At 55.7% G+C, this 19,444-nt stretch carries 12 protein-coding genes; 6 read left to right on the forward strand and 6 right to left on the reverse strand.

What is annotated here, in order from left to right:
• Positions 1-50: 50 nt before the first annotated feature.
• The 3 genes from Q0778_RS10815 to Q0778_RS10825 form a co-directional block, all read right to left on the reverse strand.
• Positions 51-1,109, reverse strand: coding sequence for a BLUF domain-containing protein (locus Q0778_RS10815; protein ID WP_298305796.1), 1,059 nt, complete (start codon positions 1,107-1,109; stop codon positions 51-53).
• A 457-nt stretch (positions 1,110-1,566) separates the two neighbouring features.
• Complete coding sequence (groL, locus tag Q0778_RS10820; protein WP_298305791.1) at positions 1,567-3,222, reverse strand: chaperonin GroEL; 1,656 nt, start codon at positions 3,220-3,222, stop codon at positions 1,567-1,569.
• 53 nt (positions 3,223-3,275) lie between these two features.
• Entirely contained in the window at positions 3,276-3,560 is a 285-nt protein-coding gene (locus Q0778_RS10825; protein ID WP_298305787.1) for a co-chaperone GroES, read from the reverse strand.
• Positions 3,561-3,801: 241 nt separating this feature from the next.
• Between Q0778_RS10825 and Q0778_RS10830 the strand changes: the two genes are divergently transcribed.
• Positions 3,802-4,635, forward strand: a complete 834-nt coding sequence (locus Q0778_RS10830) for a mechanosensitive ion channel domain-containing protein (protein ID WP_298305785.1) — start codon at positions 3,802-3,804, stop codon at positions 4,633-4,635.
• Here Q0778_RS10830 and Q0778_RS10835 read toward each other — a convergent pair.
• On the reverse strand, positions 4,632-6,053 hold the full coding sequence (locus tag Q0778_RS10835; RefSeq protein WP_298335962.1) for an MATE family efflux transporter: 1,422 nt from the start codon (positions 6,051-6,053) through the stop codon (positions 4,632-4,634). The two genes, Q0778_RS10830 and Q0778_RS10835, sit on opposite strands and share 4 nt — an antisense overlap.
• 214 nt (positions 6,054-6,267) lie before the next feature.
• On the opposite strand from Q0778_RS10835, the gene Q0778_RS10840 reads away from it, so the two are divergent.
• Entirely contained in the window at positions 6,268-7,527 is a 1,260-nt protein-coding gene (locus Q0778_RS10840; protein WP_298335965.1) for a hypothetical protein, read from the forward strand.
• 325 nt (positions 7,528-7,852) lie between these two features.
• Here the strand turns inward: Q0778_RS10840 and rplL are convergent, their stop codons facing one another.
• On the reverse strand, positions 7,853-8,227 hold the full coding sequence (gene rplL / locus Q0778_RS10845; RefSeq protein WP_298305776.1) for a 50S ribosomal protein L7/L12: 375 nt from the start codon (positions 8,225-8,227) through the stop codon (positions 7,853-7,855).
• A 71-nt stretch (positions 8,228-8,298) separates the two neighbouring features.
• Positions 8,299-8,814 (reverse strand): 50S ribosomal protein L10, encoded by a 516-nt coding sequence (gene rplJ, locus Q0778_RS10850; RefSeq protein ID WP_298305772.1) that lies wholly within the window; start codon positions 8,812-8,814, stop codon positions 8,299-8,301.
• A gap of 643 nt (positions 8,815-9,457) precedes the next feature.
• Between rplJ and Q0778_RS10855 the strand changes: the two genes are divergently transcribed.
• The 4 genes from Q0778_RS10855 to rpoC all read left to right on the forward strand — a co-directional run bounded on the left by Q0778_RS10855 (position 9,458) and on the right by rpoC (position 19,390).
• Positions 9,458-9,853, forward strand: coding sequence for a hypothetical protein (locus tag Q0778_RS10855; protein ID WP_298335967.1), 396 nt, complete (start codon positions 9,458-9,460; stop codon positions 9,851-9,853).
• Positions 9,854-9,889: 36 nt separating this feature from the next.
• Positions 9,890-10,459 carry a hypothetical protein gene (locus Q0778_RS10860; protein ID WP_298335969.1) on the forward strand — a complete coding sequence of 190 codons (570 nt, stop codon included), beginning with the start codon at positions 9,890-9,892 and terminating at the stop codon, positions 10,457-10,459.
• 363 nt (positions 10,460-10,822) lie between these two features.
• Complete coding sequence (rpoB, locus tag Q0778_RS10865; protein ID WP_298336172.1) at positions 10,823-15,013, forward strand: DNA-directed RNA polymerase subunit beta; 4,191 nt, start codon at positions 10,823-10,825, stop codon at positions 15,011-15,013.
• Between the two features lie 72 nt (positions 15,014-15,085).
• A complete protein-coding gene (gene rpoC / locus Q0778_RS10870) occupies positions 15,086-19,390 on the forward strand; it encodes a DNA-directed RNA polymerase subunit beta' (protein ID WP_298305758.1) in 4,305 nt (1,434 codons plus the stop codon).
• Positions 19,391-19,444: the final 54 nt, after the last annotated feature.

Genomic DNA, 19,444 nt, shown 5'->3' on the forward strand with positions numbered 1-19,444 from the left:
GGGCTTCGCTCCTAAACTATGAGCGAAGCCTTCGTCCTTCTTGAGAGAGGTTATTCCGTCCCGCGAACCTTACGCGCATGGGCGACCAACTCCGCCATACGCAGCCGTGTTCCTGATAGGGACTGGCGCGAATGATCTGCGCCAACATGCTCTGCCGTTGCAGAGGCTTCGGCAAACAAGCGTCCGCCGACCGAGATCACCAGCGATTGATCAGCCAGGATTGTGCGGCTGTGCTTTATTGTCTCACGAAGAGCGGCGATCCGACCCTGACGCGAAAGCGCCTCGGACATGCCAATATCAAGAGCATCGGGGCGTTGATGCTCAATCTGATTGGCCAGCGCTTGATCGCTGCCGGGAAATGCCATTTCCACCGACCAGCCAGCATCGGTGAATTGATCGGCCAGCAGACTCGGCCCCAGCATGTGTGGTTCACCCGGCGCGGAAACCAGTAGAATGGAGTAGGTCTTGGAGCGCAGATTCTCCGCGTCCTCACTATAGCGCACCGCATGGCCTGCCATTTGCAGAATACCAAGCCCAAGGGTCAACTCAAACTCACTGCATTCATCGGACAGCCAGGCATCGCCCATCGCGCGGGCGGCGGGTTCGAGCAGCTGGCTCGCCACTTCATCGCCGTGCCACCCCGATTCGGCAAGACGCGCAAACAGGTCGCCTAACCCTGCTTCATTCGCCTCGAAAGCGTCGCGCACAACCCGCTGAACATGTTGGCTTAGCGGGTGTTTGCGACGCAGTCTGTCCCATAGGCTGGGCGGCGCTTGCTCGCGTTTGCGATAGAGGAGAAGGTCCCAGTCTGAGAATAAGCGCGCTTCAACAAAATGCTCGGTTAGGACTTCTATGTCCTGGTGGCGTTCGTCCTGCTGGATCGATCTCCACACCTGACCAAGGCCCTCTGGGGGGCCTTCAAGGGTTTGTAGGAAGCGGCCCTTTTCATAGAGCAGCATGCCCGTGACACCCACGCTCTGATTGCGAAGGCGTGCTCGTGCGACAAGGTCGTTGAGTTCAGAATCGGACGGCGGGGCAGAGGCGCGACTCTGATACGTCAGGCAACCGATCAGGCTCGCTTGGCCGTTACCACTATCAGGCGCATGCATAGCTCTACCCTCCATTTGCGGACTGGCAAAGACAAGCAGACGTAAGCATTAAGGAGGCCGACCACCCGACCCTTCTTATCCTTAAATGTTCCGCAGCGTTCCCATCCGCAGATCCCATTCATCCGGAAGGCCAGGAGCCTCTTTTTGACGCGATCCCCAAAAGTCAAACAAGCCAGATCCAGAAGCTGAGTTTGACCTAAAAATGAGCGTCCAGCGCCATCGAGCCCACAAGCCATGCGACTCCGCGAGACCGGAATAAGTGTAGTTTTCACAATACACCTAAATACGTCAAGTTTGATTCACGCATTCGGCCGTTTGATTTGCGTCAAAACGCGATTTTTTCGCGCAGTTGCACATAATCGAACATTTTCAGCGAGTTGAGTTGCATCAAAAGCAAGGGCCCCGCCAGATATGATCTGACGGGGCCCGCTGATAAGCTCGGGTGTTTGGCGTCGACTTAGAAGCCCATGCCGCCGCCCATGCCACCCATGCCGCCCATGTCAGGCATTGCAGGAGCGCCAGCTGCTTTGTCCTCTGGAGCATCGGTGATCGCTGCTTCGGTGGTGATCAGAAGGCCAGCAACGGAAGCTGCGTCTTGCAGAGCGGTGCGAACAACCTTGGTTGGGTCGATCACGCCTGCTTCCACGAGGTTTTCATAAACATCGGTCGCAGCGTTGAAACCTTGGGTCTCATCGCCTTCACGCAGAAGGTTGCCAGAGACAACCGCGCCGTCATGGCCAGCGTTTTCGGCAATCTGACGAACCGGCGCCATGATCGCGCGGCGAACGATGTCGATGCCGCGGGTCTGATCGTCGTTTTCGCCCTTAATGCCTTCAAGCGCCTTGGTTGCGTAAAGAAGCGCAGTACCGCCACCAGGGACGATGCCTTCTTCAACAGCTGCGCGGGTAGCGTGAAGCGCGTCATCAACGCGGTCCTTGCGTTCCTTCACTTCGACTTCCGAAGCGCCGCCAACTTTGATCACTGCAACGCCGCCTGCAAGTTTCGCAAGACGCTCTTGCAGCTTCTCACGGTCGTAATCGCTGGTGGTGTTGTCGATCTGCGTGCGGATTTCGCCCACGCGTGCTTTGATGTCGTCTTCCGAGCCAGCGCCGTCGACGATGGTTGTGTTGTCTTTGTCGATGGTGACGCGCTTGGCTTCGCCGAGCATGCCGAGTGTGACGTTCTCAAGCTTGATGCCGAGGTCTTCGCTGATCATTTCACCTTTGGTGAGGATCGCGATGTCTTGCAGCATGGCTTTACGACGGTCACCAAAGCCGGGTGCTTTAACAGCAGCAACTTTGAGGCCACCACGCAGCTTGTTCACAACGAGCGTCGCGAGCGCTTCGCCTTCAATGTCTTCAGCAATGATCAGAAGCGGACGGCCCGATTGCATTGCAGCTTCGAGCACTGGCAGCATGGCTTGCAGGCTGGAGAGCTTCTTCTCGTGGATCAGGATGTATGGGTTGTCGAGTTCGACAAGCATCTTGTCCGGGTTGGTGATGAAGTATGGCGAGAGATAACCGCGGTCGAACTGCATGCCTTCGACGACGTCGAGTTCAAATTCGAGGCCTTTGGCTTCTTCGACGGTGATGACGCCTTCTTTGCCGACCTTGTCCATGGCTTCAGCGATCTTCTCGCCGACTTCGCGGTCGCCGTTCGCTGAGATTACGCCGACTTGAGAAACTTCTTCGCTGCCAGCGACTTCTTTCGAACGACCCTGAAGGTTTGCAACAACAGCAGCTGTAGCCGTGTCGATGCCGCGCTTGAGGTCCATCGGGTTCATGCCAGCAGCAACAGCGGTCATGCCTTCGCGAGCAATCGCTTGACCCAGAACGGTAGCCGTCGTGGTGCCGTCGCCAGCAAGGTCGTTCGTTTTAGAAGCGACCTCTTTGAGCATTTGTGCGCCCATGTTTTCAAACTTGTCCTGAAGTTCGATTTCCTTGGCGACGGTTACGCCGTCCTTGGTGATGCGCGGTGCGCCAAAGCTCTTGTCGATGACGACATTGCGGCCTTTCGGGCCGAGGGTGACTTTAACTGCGTTTGCAAGCGTATCGACACCTTTGAGGATGCCTTCGCGTGCGTCGCGGCTGAACTTTACGTCCTTTGCAGCCATTGTTGTTTCTCCGTAAGAATGTGTGTGAGTTAGAAAGCGTTGGGTTGGTCAGCTCAGCTGACGATGCCCATGATGTCGCTTTCTTTCATGATAAGCAGGTCTTCACCGTCGATCTTGATCTCGGTGCCGCCCCATTTGCCGAACAGAACGCGGTCGCCAGGCTTTACGTCGAGCTCGACGAAAGCACCGTCTTCGCGGGTGCCCGGGCCAACAGCGACGACTTCGCCTTCGGATGGCTTTTCTTGAGCGCTGTCAGGAATGATAATGCCGCCTGCGGTCTTTGTGTCGGCTTCGATGCGACGGACCAGAACGCGGTCGTGAAGTGGACGAAATGCCATTTTTATGACCTTTCCTACTTGGGTTGATAATAAGCCTTGGCACTCTCCTCTTTAGAGTGCCAGCAAGCGCGCAGATGGTTGCGCAAGGTTCAAGAGTCAACAGGTCGCCCTCAAAAAAATCGCACGCTTTTGATGGAATCCATCAAAGGGTTGAATTGTCATAGGATGAAAGCCATCTGCTCCCCAGTTGGCGCGCATCTTGACGATGCGCGCTTTTGTTTTGCCGATCGAGAGCACCCTCATGAAATTCAATCCTGAGATCACCACGCTGACCTATGCCGAGCAAGGCCTCATTTGGCTGCGGCTCAACATTATGGATATCGCGGGCGGAATCGCGGTGCTGGTGATTGGCCTGTTTATCGGCAGCCTCATTTCGCGCTGGGTTTTGCGCGGTCTCCTGCGTTCCTCGAGCATGGATGTCTCCATTGCCCGCGTGATTGCCAAAGCGGTCAAATATGGCATCTGGTCTGTCGTTCTTCTAACGGTCCTAACCCAATTCGGGGTTGAGACCACCAGTATTATCGCAGCGCTTGGTGGACTTGCCCTCGCGGTCGGCCTTGCGCTTCAGGGGACGCTCTCAAACGTGGCCTCAGGCGTCATGATCATGTCGCAGCGCCCGTTCCGTGTGGGCGAAGTGATCAACATTGGGCCCATTATCGCAACGGTCGAAGAAATCGGCCTTTTCACCACTCAGCTAAAGCAGCCCGATGGCTTGTTTGTGATGATGCCCAACAACGAACTTTGGAACCAGCCGATCATCAACTTCACCCGCCACCCCACCCGCCGTTTCGAGCTGATTGTGGGGATTGGCTATAACGATTCGATGCAGGAAGCGCGCGAGGCTTTGCTCGCTTTGGCGGCAGGGGATAGCCGGGTGCTCAGCGATCCGGAGCCCGTCGCCTATGTCGCCTCGCTCGATGACAGTTCGGTCGGCATTGGCCTTCGCGTGTGGTGCAACACGCCCGATTACCTTGGCCTTTCCTGGGACCTTACCGAAGCGGCAAAGTCGAAGTTTGACGAGCGCGGCATCAGCATCCCATTCCCGCAGCGCGAAGTAACGACACGGGCGGCTTAAGGGGCCGGCTCTTTAAGGAGCCCCAGCCGCTCTCGCGCCATCCAGCGCCACAAGAGCAGCACGGCGGCAAATGCGAGACCCGTTGCAAGACCGATCCAAACGCCAGTGCCTTGCAGCGGCGTAAAGAAGCCGAGGCCGATGGAAAGGCCGATGCCGGGCACCCAGTAGCTGAAGATTGCTATCCACATAGGCGCGCGGGTGTCTTGCAGTCCTCGCAGTGCTCCTGCCGATACCGCTTGAATGCCATCGACCAATTGAAAGGCGGCGGCGAGCACCAGGTATTGAAGTGCAAAACCGACCAGGGCTGCATTCTTCGCAGCGTAAGGATCCACATAGATTGAAAGCAATGAGTAGGGCGCAACCACCATCGCGGTTGCCGTGCAGCTCATAAATGCAGTCGAAATTGCTAAAGCCACCCAGCCCGCGCGCATGACACCGACTGGATCGCGTGCGCCATAGAAATAGCCGACACGGATCGTCACGGCCTGACCCACGCCGAAGGGAACCTGAAAGGCAAGCGCGGCGAGTTGTAAGGCAACCGTGTGCCCGGCGAGCTCAGCGGCACCAAACCGACCCATAAGGAATGCCGCTGCACCGAAGATGCCGGCTTCTGCTGTTACCGTGAGCGCGATCGGCACACCGATGCGGATAATCTGACGGAAGCGCCCCCAATCGGGTGACCAGAACCTACCAAAGATATGGTAGCGGTGCAGGCGAGGATCGAGCCGGATCGCCAAAATATATGCGCCAAGGATCACAAAGGCGGTGATAATGGTCGCCACCGCTGCACCCTTAAGCCCGAGTTCTGGCGCGCCGAAATTCCCGAAGATAAGCGCGTAGTTCGCAAAGGCGTTCACGAAAATGCCGATGCCAGTGATGGCTGTCGCAAAAATCGGACGCCCCAATGCGGAGACAAAATTCCTGAGCACGCCTGCAAGCAGCATCGGGATGAGTGAGAATATGATAATGTAATTGTATTCGCGCGCCAATGCGATGATCTGTGGTTGTTGCCCGGTCACATGCATGATCGGCTCAAGAGCGAGGCAAATCCCCATGCCGATAACGCCAGTTATGACCGCTAACCACAAGGCCATGCGCACAGATCGCCTGACAGGGCGCAATGTCGGGCCGCCTGCACCAACAGCTTCGGCAATGAGAGGTGCAACCGCTCCTATGAGCGACGTCATCGCCCATAGGACCAGCCCGAAGAGAGACACTGCCAAGGCAGAGGCAGCAAGCGGTTCATCCCCCAGCCTTGCGATAAAGATCACATCGATCGCATAGGTGAGCATTTGCAGTAGATTCGCAGCCGCCAGCGGAGTCGCGAGCGAGAGCATCGCTCGAAACTCCTGACCCCAACTTGGGGTCGCCCTCAATTGTTGATTGGGGCGCTTCTGATCGATCGTATCCTGCGTCATATCGAATCCGCCCGCACTCAAGCGAGCCGATCCGGATAGGTGGGGCAGTCACGCTGGAAAAGCGAATTTCTACCGCGCAGGAGAATGCTTCGCATATGTGTTGTAATGGGGCACCGCAGGCTGCATTCGCATAAAGCACTTTATCTTAAATGCAGAAATCGGCATAAGAGAGCACGGAGTTTAGGGGTAAGCTCAATTGAGCGGGGGCGATTCCATGGCTAACATCGGTGGAGCATCGGGCTCCCAGAGCGAATGGCTTTTGCCTGCCCGCCTTATGCGGTCTCCGCCAACAGTCGTGGAACAAGCCGCGTTAGCGGCGGGTCGCCATATAACCCCAACTGACAATTCATTTAGCAAGGCGCGGATAGCTTTTGGGACTGCCGCAGTGGCTGTGGCCGTAGCCGCGCCCAGTATCTCACTTGAGGCCATGGTCGTGACGATTGGCGAGGCATCATTTGGTGCCTTTCCTGGAATCGGTACAACTGAAACCGATGCTGAAGAAGTGAAGCCATCACAACTTGCGTCTTCCACCCCGGTTTGGACACCCGCCCCCCAACCAGCAGGTCCCGTCTACGCGCGGGCACTCTTAGAAGAGGGCACAGATTCAACGGTTAGCAGCCAAACTCGATTTGGCGATTTTGACCGTGAATTGCCATTGGCGGTTCTTGATGGCGGCTCTGAGACTTTTGATCTTGCCTTTGCTGGGGTAGCCATGCCGACCCCGCTGACCGCCGTGGTTTCGGGCGGACTGCGCGACGGGCCAACGCCACTGACGCAGACGCGCCGGGCCGCTATCGCCACCGGTACTCTTGAGATTGAGCAAATCACCGACCTCGATTTGGTCGTCCGGGCCACACCAGAGAATGTGCGTGGCCCGGGCCAGATTCCAGCTTCTGGTTCATCTTCATCGCGAACCGATGCGATTGCCAGTCGATCGGTTGAGGCGGCATTTGCAGGCGCGATTGACGCGTCAAATGCGGTACGCAGCTCGCTTCCGATTGCCCCCAGCGCAGAATCTGGCTCCCCCCAACCAAGCGCTGATGAAATTCGTCGCGCTATCCCGGTTGGTGCAATTTCGCCTGAAGTGAGTGCGACTGCTGCTGCTGAGGCCGTTCTGGTGCCAAAGGCAAAGCTCGATGCGCGCGTGAATGGTGTGCACACGGGCAGTGTCGATTTCCGCCAGTTCGATGGGACGATTGCAATCCGCTTGCGATCTGTAGCGAATTTGATGCGCGAACAGTTCAGTAAGACGGAGTTTGCCCGATTAACCCAAGGGCAGTCCATCGATACCTATGTGCCGTTGGCGCAGTTGCAGGCAGCGGGCATACCGGTCAACTACAACCCCGCCTATGACGAGGTTGAGTTTGGTATCGACTATCAAGACGCGCCCAACGCGAAAAAGGTTCAGGTCGATCAGATTTCGGTTCCGTCTCTTAGCTCTGAGCTGGTCGCGATTGAGCAGATCCCGCGTTAACCTGTCTTTGCTTTCAAGGTTTTATTCAAACTTTTCGCTATACTCAAATGTGGCATGCTGAGGTGCACGGCAATGCCATTGGGTAGCGAACCATTGCTACGTTATCCTAAACTTGGCGCTCTGAGCGCGGTCTTTGCGGCGATGCTGCTTACCGGATGCGCCACATCTGGCGCGCCAAGCCTTGAAAAGCTCTGAGACTAAACAAAAAGGCAGCGCCATTGCTGGCACTGCCCTTTGATGTTCGACCTTGTTGATCGAGATCCCTGCCTTCGCAGGGATAAAGCTGCGACTAAAGGCGCGGGCGAGCCCGCACCCAAGTCTCGCTTTACTTGAGCTCGACGGTACCGCCGGCTGCTTCGATCTTGCCTTTGATCTCTTCGGCTTCTGCTTTCGCAACGCCTTCTTTGAGAGGCTTTGGTGCGCCTTCGACGAGACCTTTCGCTTCGGTAAGGCCCAGGCCGGTAATGGCACGGACTTCTTTGATGACCTGGATCTTTTTGCCACCGTCGCCGGTGAGGATGACGTCGAATTCGTCTTTTTCTTCAGCAGCAGCTTCGCCGCCGCCGCCAGCAGGTGCAGCAACAGCAACAGCAGCAGCTGCAGAAACGCCCCATGCTTCTTCAAGCGCGGTAGCAAGTTCAGCTGCCTCAAGGACGGTCAGCTTCGAAAGTTCTTCAACAAGCTTGGCGATATCAGCCATGATGTTAACTCCAAAATTATGCGGGGCTTAAAAGCGCCCCATGATGTTTCGTTTATCGTGCGAGTAGCGTCTTAAGCGGCATCTTTGGCGGCATATGCGCCAACGACACGGGCCAGCTTGTTGGCAGGTGCGGTTGCAACCTGGGCGATCTTCGTCGCAGGTGCATTGACCAGACCAACAATCGTGCCACGCAGCTCGTCAAGGCTTGGCATCGAGGCAAGCGCCTTGATCCCAGCTTCGTCGAGCACCTGACTGCCCATCGATCCACCGACGATTTCCAGCTTGTCGTTCGACTTTGCGAACTCGACAGCAGCCTTAGCTGCAGCCACCGGGTCTTCAGACCAGGCGAGAGCTGTTGGACCATTGAGGTATTCCTCGAGGCCCGTGTAATCGGTATCTTTCAGGGCGAGCTTTGCAAGACGGTTCTTCGCAACCTTATAAGTTGCACCAACTTCACGCATCTTCCCGCGCAGTTCAGTGGACTGGTCCACCGTCAGGCCAAGGTTGCGGGTGACAACCACCACGCCGACCTCGTTAAAGACATCTGTGAGCTGCGCAACCGCATCGGCTTTTTGCGAACGATCCATGCATTTGCTCCTTCACTATGGCCACAGGAGGGATAAGCCCCGAGCGACCGGCTCAAATCAACCCATGCCGTTCATCGACACGAGCCAAAGTCCATCAATGGGGAAGGAGAAGCCAAGGGCTTGGGCAGTGTAAGCGCGAACGCGGCACACCGAAGAAACTCATTTCCCCGTCTAGGCTGCAAATTAAGAACGGCCAATTCCGCTCAGCAACTGTCTCGGACGGATGACCTCCCAGAGGAGATCGAGGCGTGCAACTAGAGGAGTGGGCGCTGGAGTCAAGGGAAAGTGATCTTCAGGTAGTATCGCAGTTTGAAATTGGTGAGGCTTGACGCGGGCTGGAAGTAACTTCCAAGATTCCATTTTCCTACACTGGAAAATTGTGCTTTCGATACCATATAGGTCCGGAAGACACGTCCAGATACGAGGCGGTTCGTCGAACAAAGGTTGACATTTGGTGTCAAGCAATGCTTTCGAGAAGATAAGACGGTCAATGACCCTCTCCTTGTGCGCGATTCCCGCCTGCTGCCGTTAGGGGTTTTTATACCCTTAAGTGGTAATTCATGTGCGGAGCAATATTAGGACATTTATGCCTAGAGGTCCAAACGGTCAAAAACGCCCAGCTGATGCTATCGGTGGGGCTGTTATGGTTGGAAAGATTGCAACAGGTGAGGTTGGTGAGGAGGTTGACTATGGTACCTCTAAGTCAGCGACGGGGAGTGCAGGCGGCAAGGCTCGTGCCCAGCACTTATCAGAAGGCGAGCGTCAAAACATTGCCAAGGCGGGTACCTCGGCAAGATGGAATAAGGAAAGGAGAGTAAACATGACCAATAAAGAGCGTCTAATGACAGCTCTCTTTGACAATCCTCAAAGAGAGCACGTCGATATTAAATTTTGGCTTGGCGGCGGCGTTGAGATCAACGAAGATGCCCTATGCGGCGAAGCGGTAAAAATGCTGGATCAAATGGACGCAGGTCAGGGCGACACTGAGTTCGTTGAAGATTTCGAGCAACGTGAAGCCACAGAGTTTGTCGCTAAGTAATTGAAAAATTCGAGAGGTGCCGTTACCGCCTCTCGAATGTCAATAACGATTTATGAATCCTTCGCGGCACACACTAAGCTGCCAGTAAAATTGCGAGATGTTCGCGATTTTATTCTTGGGCGCGGCGCTGCTGCGCGGATTGAGCGTTATCCAACTGAGCTAGACCCAAGTCTCCTTCGGGGTGGTATGCACAGTTACTATGACCTTGCCCCACCCTATGCCGAGCGCCCTTTAATCGTTCGCATTGGTTACCCAAAGGAAGCCAGTGAGGGGGTTCAACGACTCATTCAGGTGAAGGAAATGCTGCATGTACTCGACCCGGCAGATGCGACTTCACCAACAAAAGGTGATGTTGAGACACTGATTGGCGACCTGCTTGTGAGAGAAGCGGAGCGAGAAATTGGCCTTGCGGCTCACGAAGACCACACGAAGCTCTTGAATGCGCTCTGCATCTTGATGCCACGCGATGCGCTGGACATAATCAGGCCAGCCTACAAGCGCGGTGATTTGACCGTAGATGAGATCGCAGCGGAAGCAAAAATCCCAAAGGCATATGTTACCGCGACACTTACGGACCACTGGCGAGACCTAGCGGAGCGCATCTGATATGCTTTAGGCATCTAGCGAGAACATCCCTTCTCATGCTCAACCTGAGTTTGGGGATCGATAAAAGAGAATTGCGCCCCCTTTACAAATCCAACATTCCGCCTAAATACGCCTCCACACACCGACTTCGAGACGGATTTGTCCATGCGCGACGGACAGGGCCAAGGATAGAAGCGGTGCTTTGCCATATTCGCGAGTAGTTAAGCTGCATCCATTTTGGACCCGGTGAAGGGCCCATGCTGGAGTGCGGCTTGTTTGCGTCTCGATATATATGGCATCGCAGTCCTGCGCGTGATGACTGAAACCAACTTGGCTCTGGGTGGTTCAAACCCAGAGCATCAAGCAAAGAGGCACAATTCCTCCATGGCAACCAAGGCGAAAGCAACCCGCAGCCGCGAGGCAAAGGGTACCGCAAAGCGGCGCATCCGTAAGATTTTCGGCGACATTCACGAAGTCGTCGACATGCCCAACCTCATTGAAGTGCAGCGGGAGAGCTATGAGTTCTTCCTGCGCTCTGACAAGGAGACGGGCTATGTTTCAGGTCTGGAAAAGACCCTGCGCAGCGTCTTCCCGATCCGCGACTTCGCGGGCACCGCTGAGCTCGACTTTGTTCACTACGAACTCGAAGAGCCAAAGTACGACACCACTGAATGTCGTCAGCGCGGGATCACTTATGCCGCTCCCATGAAGGTAACGCTTCGCCTGATCGTGTTTGAAGTCGATCAGGAAACCGAAACGCGGTCTGTTCTCGATATTAAAGAGCAAGACGTTTACATGGGCGACATGCCGCTCATGACTGAGAACGGCACGTTTATCGTGAACGGCACCGAGCGTGTGATCGTTTCGCAAATGCACCGTTCGCCTGGTGTCCTCTTCGATCACGACCGTGGCAAGACGCACTCTTCGGGCAAGCTCCTGTTCGCTGCGCGCGTTATCCCTTACCGCGGTTCGTGGCTCGACTTTGAGTACGACGCCAAGGATATCGTGAACGTTCGTATCGACCGTAAGCGTAAGCTTCCTGTGACTGCGCTTTTGTATGCGTTGGGTCTCGATAGCGAAGGCATTCTTCATCACTTCTACGACACCATGACTTGGGCGCGCGCCAAAGATGGTTGGAAGATCCCTTACACGCCAGAGGCATGGCGCGGCGCGAAGCCGACTTTCCCATTGGTGGATGCAAAAACCGGCGAAGAGATCTTTGCTGCTAACCAGAAGATCAGCCCACGCGCTGCCAATAAGGCTGCGAAAGATGGTCTGACCGACCTCCTGCTTCCGACCGAGGAAGCTGTTGGTCGTTATGCCGCTTACGATATGATCAATGAGCAAACCGGCTCGATCTACATCGAAGCCGGCGATGAAGTGACGCTTGAGCACATTGAGGCGCTTGATGAAGCAGGCTTTGATGCTCTCGAACTCCTCGACATTGACGAGGTTAACACCGGCCCGTGGATCCGCAATACGCTCAAAGTCGACAAGGCTGAGAACCGTGATGAAGGTCTTGAGGCGATCTACAAGGTCATGCGTCCGGGCGAACCGCCCACCAAGGAAACCGCAGAAGCTTTGTTCGAAGGCCTGTTCTTCGATGGTGAGCGTTATGACCTTTCCGCTGTTGGCCGAGTGAAGCTCAACATGCGTCTTGGCCTTGATGCGGAAGACACTGTGACAACGCTGCGCAAGGAAGACATCCTCGCTGTGGTCAAGGAACTTGTTGATCTGAAAGACGGCAAGGGCGATGTTGATGACATCGATAACCTCGGCAACCGCCGTGTTCGTTCGGTTGGTGAGCTTCTCGAAAACCAATACCGCGTTGGTCTGCTTCGTATGGAGCGTGCAGTTAAAGAGCGTATGTCTTCGGTCGATGTATCGACTGTGATGCCAAACGATCTCATCAACGCAAAGCCAGCTGTGGCTGCTGTTCGCGAGTTCTTCGGTTCTTCGCAGCTTTCACAGTTCATGGACCAAACCAACCCGCTCTCCGAAGTCACTCACAAACGCCGCGTTTCGGCGCTTGGCCCGGGTGGTCTGACGCGTGAGCGCGCTGGCTTTGAGGTCCGCGACGTTCACCCGACCCACTATGGCCGTATCTGCCCGATTGAAACGCCGGAAGGCCCGAACATCGGCCTCATCAACTCGCTGGCATCGTTCAGCCGGGTCAACAAGTACGGCTTTATCGAGACGCCATATCGCCAAGTGGTCGACAACAAAGTCACCGGCGATGTGAAATATCTTTCAGCGATGGAAGAGCAGAAACACACCGTTGCGCAGGCGTCGGCTGAGCTCAACGATGATGGCACATTCGTCGAAGATCTGATCTCGGCACGTCAGGCTGGCGACAACCTGATGGCGCCAAACGATCAGATCACTTTGATGGACGTGTCACCAAAGCAGCTCGTCTCGGTTGCGGCATCGCTCATTCCGTTCCTGGAAAACGATGACGCGAACCGCGCGCTCATGGGCTCGAACATGCAACGCCAAGCTGTGCCGCTTGTGAAAGCAGAGGCACCGTGGGTCGGCACCGGTATGGAAGAGACCGTGGCGCGCGATTCAGGCGCTGCGATTGCTGCGAAACGCGGCGGTATCGTCGACCAAGTCGATGCAACGCGTATCGTGATTCGTGCAATTGGCGATGTTGAACCCGGCCAATCGGGCGTCGACATCTACACGCTGCAGAAATTCCAACGCTCCAACCAAAACACCTGCATCAACCAGCGTCCGCTGGTGAAAGTGGGTGAGACGATTGAGCCGGGCGATATTATCGCTGACGGTCCGTCGACTGACCTTGGTGAGCTGGCGCTAGGCAAAAACAGCCTCGTCGCCTTTATGCCTTGGAATGGCTACAACTATGAGGATTCGATCCTCATTTCAGAGCGCATCGTGAAAGACGACGTCTTCACCTCGATCCACATTGATGAGTTCGAAGTGATGGCCCGCGACACGAAGCTTGGCCCAGAGGACATCACTCGCGACATTCCAAACGTTGGTGAAGAAGCCTTACGCAACTTGGACGAAGCAGGCATTGTCTACATCGGCGCAGAAGTGCACCCAGGCGACATTCTCGTCGGCAAGATCACGCCAAAGGGTGAAAGCCCGATGACACCGGAGGAAAAACTCCTTCGTGCGATCTTCGGTGAGAAAGCTTCCGATGTTCGTGACACTTCGCTGCGTCTGCCACCGGGTGTGGCTGGCACGGTTGTGGAAGTACGCGTCTTCAACCGCCACGGTATCGAAATCGATGACCGTACCCGTGCGATCCAGAACGAAGAGATTGAACGTCTTCGTAAGGATGCTGCTGACGAGCGCGGCATTTTGAACCGTGCGACCTACAACCGTCTGCGTGACATGCTGATGGGCCAAGTGGTCGCAGCAGGTCCAAAAGGCGTGAAGAAGGGCATCGATATCACCGAGCAAGTGCTCGCCGATATCGAGAAGCACGAATGGTTCCAATTCGCGGTTGCCGATGATTCACGTCAGACGCAACTCGAAGCGATCAAGTCGCAATATGACGAATCGGCTGGCATGATCGATGCTAAGTTCGAAGACCGTAAAGAGAAGCTGGAGCGTGGCGATGAACTTGCCCCTGGCGTTCTCAAAATGGTCAAAGTCTTCGTCGCGGTGAAGCGTAAGCTTCAGCCGGGCGATAAGATGGCTGGTCGTCACGGTAACAAGGGTGTGATCTCTCGCATCCTTCCGGTGGAAGACATGCCGTTCCTCGAAGACGGTACGCCGGTTGACCTCGTGCTCAACCCACTGGGTGTGCCTTCGCGTATGAACGTCGGGCAGATATTCGAAACGCACCTTGGCTTCGCCGCTCGCGGTTTGGGCATGGATATCGCGGAGAAGCTCGAAGAGTGGAAACGCGACAATCCGAACGCTGCCGAAGACTATGCTAACGCGAAGCCTCCAGAGGCTGTGGTTGAGCGTCTGAAGGATGTTTACGGTGAGCAGTACTTCGATGACCTCGAGAAGCGTTCGACGTCAAACATCGTTGAGCTTGCGACCAATCTCTCGGCAGGTGTCCCAATGGGTACGCCGGTCTTTGACGGTGCGCGCGAACCGGACGTGACCGATTATCTGGTCAAAGCCGGTGTCGATAGCTCTGGCCAATCGACGCTGTTTGATGGGCGCACCGGTGAAGCGTTTGACCGTAAGGTGACCGTGGGCATCATCTACATGCTCAAACTGCACCACCTCGTCGACGACAAGATCCACGCCCGCTCGATCGGCCCATACTCGCTCGTCACGCAGCAGCCGCTGGGTGGTAAAGCGCAGTTCGGTGGTCAGCGCTTTGGTGAGATGGAGGTCTGGGCACTGCAGGCGTACGGCGCTGCTTACACCTTGCAGGAAATGCTCACCGTCAAGTCAGATGACGTGGTGGGGCGGACCAAGGTCTATGAAGCTATCGTCAAGGGCGATGACACCTTCGAGGCTGGCATTCCAGAGAGCTTCAACGTTCTCGTTAAGGAAATGCGCTCGCTGGGCATGAATGTTGAGCTGACTTCGCTGGGTGACGGCGAAGAAGACGACGACGATCACGGAGCGATTGCAGCGGAATAATGGGAGCGGGCCATCTCGGCCCCTCTCATATTTTCCGCGAACACGTTTTCATCCCAAAAGGGAAACACAGTTATGAATGAACTGACAAAATTCACCAACCAGCTCGCAAAGCCGGAAACCTTTGACCAGATCCAGATCGGCATCGCCTCGCCAGAGCGCATCCGTTCGTGGTCTTTTGGCGAGATCAAGAAGCCAGAGACGATCAACTATCGTACGTTCAAACCTGAACGTGACGGTCTGTTCTGTGCACGTATCTTTGGTCCGGTAAAGGACTACGAATGCCTTTGCGGCAAGTACAAGCGTATGAAGTACAAAGGCGTCGTTTGTGAAAAATGCGGCGTTGAAGTTACCGTTACCAAAGTGCGCCGTGAGCGTATGGGTCACATCGAGCTTGCCGCTCCTGTTGCGCATATCTGGTATCTGAAGTCGCTGCCATCGCGCATCGGCCTTCTGCTCGACATCCAGCTGAAGCAGCTTGAGCGCATCCTCTACTTCGAAAGCTACGTTGTGATTGAGCCGGGCCTTACCCCGCTTGAGAAATTCCAACTCCTCACCGAAGACGAGCTGCTCGAAGCGCAAGACGAGTATGGCGAAGACGCTTTCTCTGCCGATATCGGCGCAGAAGCGGTCAAGGTTATGCTGATGGACCTCGACCTTGAGCAAGAGCGCGAAGACCTTCTTGAAGAGCTTGCGACCACCAAGTCTGCTCTCAAGCCTAAGAAGATCATCAAGCGTCTCAAAGTGGTTGAGAGCTTCATCGATTCAGGCAACCGTCCTGAGTGGATGATCCTTGAAGTGATCCCTGTGATCCCGCCTGAGCTTCGCCCGCTTGTGCCGCTGGATGGTGGCCGTTTTGCGACGTCTGATCTGAACGACCTCTATCGCCGCGTGATCAACCGCAACAACCGTTTGAAGCGCCTGATTGAGCTTCGCGCACCAGACATCATCGTCCGTAACGAGAAGCGTATGCTTCAAGAAGCGGTTGACGCTCTGTTCGACAACGGCCGCCGTGGCCGCGTGATCACGGGTGCTAACAAGCGTCCGCTGAAATCTCTCTCTGACATGCTCAAGGGTAAGCAGGGCCGCTTCCGTCAGAACCTTCTTGGTAAGCGCGTCGACTACTCTGGCCGTTCGGTCATCGTGACCGGTCCTGAGCTCAAACTGCACCAATGTGGTTTGCCGAAGAAGATGGCGCTCGAGCTGTTCAAGCCGTTCATCTACGCCCGTTTGGACGCCAAGGGTCTTTCCATGACCCTGAAGCAAGCCAAGAAGTGGGTTGAGAAAGAGCGCAAGGAAGTCTGGGATATCCTCGACGAAGTGATCCGTGAGCACCCGGTTCTCCTGAACCGTGCGCCAACGCTTCACCGTCTTGGCATCCAAGCGTTCGAACCGGTCCTCATCGAAGGTAAAGCGATCCAGCTTCACCCGCTGGTGTGTTCGGCGTTTAACGCTGACTTTGACGGCGACCAAATGGCTGTCCACGTGCCGCTTAGCCTCGAAGCTCAGCTCGAAGCGCGCGTTTTGATGATGTCTACGAACAACATCCTCTCGCCTGCTAACGGTAAGCCAATCATCGTTCCATCACAGGATATGGTTCTGGGCCTCTACTACCTCTCGATGGAGCGTCAGGAGAAAACTCCTGAATTCCTTGAGAATGAAGATGGTACCAAGGTCGAAAAGCTGCCGCGCTTTGCCGATATGGCCGAAGTGCACCAGGCGCTTGAGACCAAAGCGGTCACGCTGCACACCAAAATCCTCGCCCGTGTTCCGCAGGCCGATGAGGATGGAAACATCGTCATGCGTCGGTTCGAAACCACGCCTGGCCGTATGCTTATTGGTGAGTGTCTGCCGAAGAACCACAAGGTGCCTTACGACATCATCAACCGCCTTCTGACGAAGAAGGACATAGGCGATGTGATCGACGAAGTGTACCGTCACACCGGCCAGAAGGACACGGTCCTTTTCGCTGACGCCATCATGGTGCTGGGCTTCCGCCACGCATTTAAGGCGGGTATCTCCTTTGGTAAGGATGACATGATCATTCCTGACGCCAAGGAAGGCATGGTCGAAGAAACCAAGTCACTGGTTGCTGACTACGAACAGCAGTATCAGGATGGTCTCATCACCCAGCAAGAGAAGTACAATAAGGTTATCGACGCTTGGTCCAAGTGTGGTGATCTGGTTGCTGATGCGATGATGGATGAGATTAAAGCTCAGCCCATCGACAAGGATGGCCGAGAGAAAGAGATCAACTCGATCTACATGATGAGCCACTCAGGTGCGCGTGGCTCGCCAGCGCAGATGAAGCAGCTTGCCGGTATGCGCGGTCTTATGGCCAAGCCTTCGGGCGAGATCATCGAGAATCCTATTATCTCGAACTTTAAAGAGGGACTGTCGGTTCTTGAGTACTTCAGCTCAACCCACGGCGCTCGTAAGGGTCTGGCTGATACTGCGCTTAAGACGGCGAACTCGGGTTACCTGACCCGTCGTCTGGTTGACGTATCGCAAGACTGCACCATCGTTGAGAAAGACTGTAAGACAACCAACGCCATGGAAATGCGCGCCATCGTCCAAGGCGGTAGTGTGATTGCGTCCATTGGTGAGCGTATCCTTGGCCGCACCGTTGCCGAAGACATCATGAATGCCGCAACCGGCGAAGTGATTGTGCCGGCGGGGACAATGGTTGACGAGCCTATGGTGAAGGAAATCGAGGCGGCTGAGGTTCAGTCTGTTCGCATTCGTTCGCCGCTGCTTTGTGAAAGCGATCAGGGCGTTTGTGCGACCTGCTATGGCCGTGATCTTGCTCGCGGTACGCCAGTGAACATCGGTGAGGCTGTGGGCGTTATCGCCGCGCAATCCATCGGCGAGCCTGGCACCCAGCTGACCATGCGTACCTTCCACATTGGCGGTGCGGCTCAGCTTAACGAAACATCGCACCTTGAGGCGATTTCGGACGGTAAAATCGAACTTCGCGACATGCCAACGATCACCGATAAGAAGGGCAACATTCTGTCGCTCGCTCGTAACGGTGAAATCGCGGTTATCGATGCCGAGGGCCGTGAACGTGAGATGCACAAGGTGCCTTACGGTACGGTCATCAAGTTCAAGAGCGGCGCGAAGGTCAAAGAAGGCGATCGTCTCGCTGAATGGGACCCGTTCACTCTGCCAATCATCACCGAGCAATCGGGCGTGGTGAAGTATCAAGATCTGGTCGAGGGCACGACGCTCGAAGAGCAGACCGATGATGCAACCGGTATCGCGCAGCGCGTGGTCACCGAAAACCGTGCGACTGGCCGCAAGAAGAAGGAAGAGCTGCGTCCGCGCATGATCCTTCAAGGCGAAGGTCAGACGATTGAGGATGAAACCGATGCACAGCGCTATATGCTGGCACCGGGCACCACTCTCTCGGTTGAAGACGGTCAAACGGTTGAAGCTGGTGACATCCTTGCGCGTGCATCGCGTGAGGCGGCGAAAACCCGCGACATCACCGGTGGTCTGCCGCGTGTGGCTGAACTGTTTGAGGCACGTTTGCCCAAGGACATGTCAGTCATCGCCAAGATCTCTGGTAAGATCGAATTCGTTCGCGAATACAAAGCGAAGCGTAAGATCGCGATTGTGCCTGAGGAAGGTGATGCAGTTGAGTATCTGATCCCCAAAACCAAGGTGATCGACGTGCAAGAAGGCGACTTCGTGAAGAAGGGGGATACCCTGATTTCCGGCGCGCCGAACCCGCACGACATCCTTGAGGTGATGGGCGTTGAGGCGCTGTCTGAGTATCTCGTCAATGAGATTCAGGAAGTCTACCGACTGCAAGGTGTGAAGATCAACGATAAGCACATCGAGGTGATCGTTCGCCAGATGCTGCAGAAAGTTGAGATTACCGCTGGCGGCGACACCACGCTTTTGCCGGGTGAACAAGTTGACCTTGCTGAAATGCTTGAAGTGAACTCCAAGCTCGGAAAGGGCAAGCAGCCTGCTGAAGGCGTGCCAATCCTGCTTGGTATCACTAAGGCATCGCTGCAGACCCGCAGCTTCATCTCTGCTGCATCGTTCCAAGAGACGACCCGCGTGCTTACCCAGGCTTCGGTCGAAGGTAAGAAAGACACGCTGATCGGCCTTAAGGAAAACGTGATTGTGGGCCGTCTGATCCCAGCAGGGACCGGCGCGGGCATGAACCGTATGCGTGTGACCGCATCGAGCCGCGACGCAGCTCTCAAGGCTGCTTGGAAAAAGCAGCAAGAGAAGCTGGCGGCTGCTGGTGCCGTTGAAGAGGAGCCGGCCGCTGATCCAGTTTCTTCGGAAGATGCAATGAAGGCAGCAATGGGCGGCGGCGCCGCACCAGCTCCTGAAGCGGACGCAGGCGACGCGGCTGAATAAGCCTACGCTTTAGAGACAAAGAGGCCCCGGGGGAGCGATCCTTCGGGGCCTTTT

It is taken from the genome of uncultured Erythrobacter sp. (assembly GCF_947502395.1).
In the GTDB taxonomy this organism is placed as follows: domain Bacteria; phylum Pseudomonadota; class Alphaproteobacteria; order Sphingomonadales; family Sphingomonadaceae; genus Erythrobacter.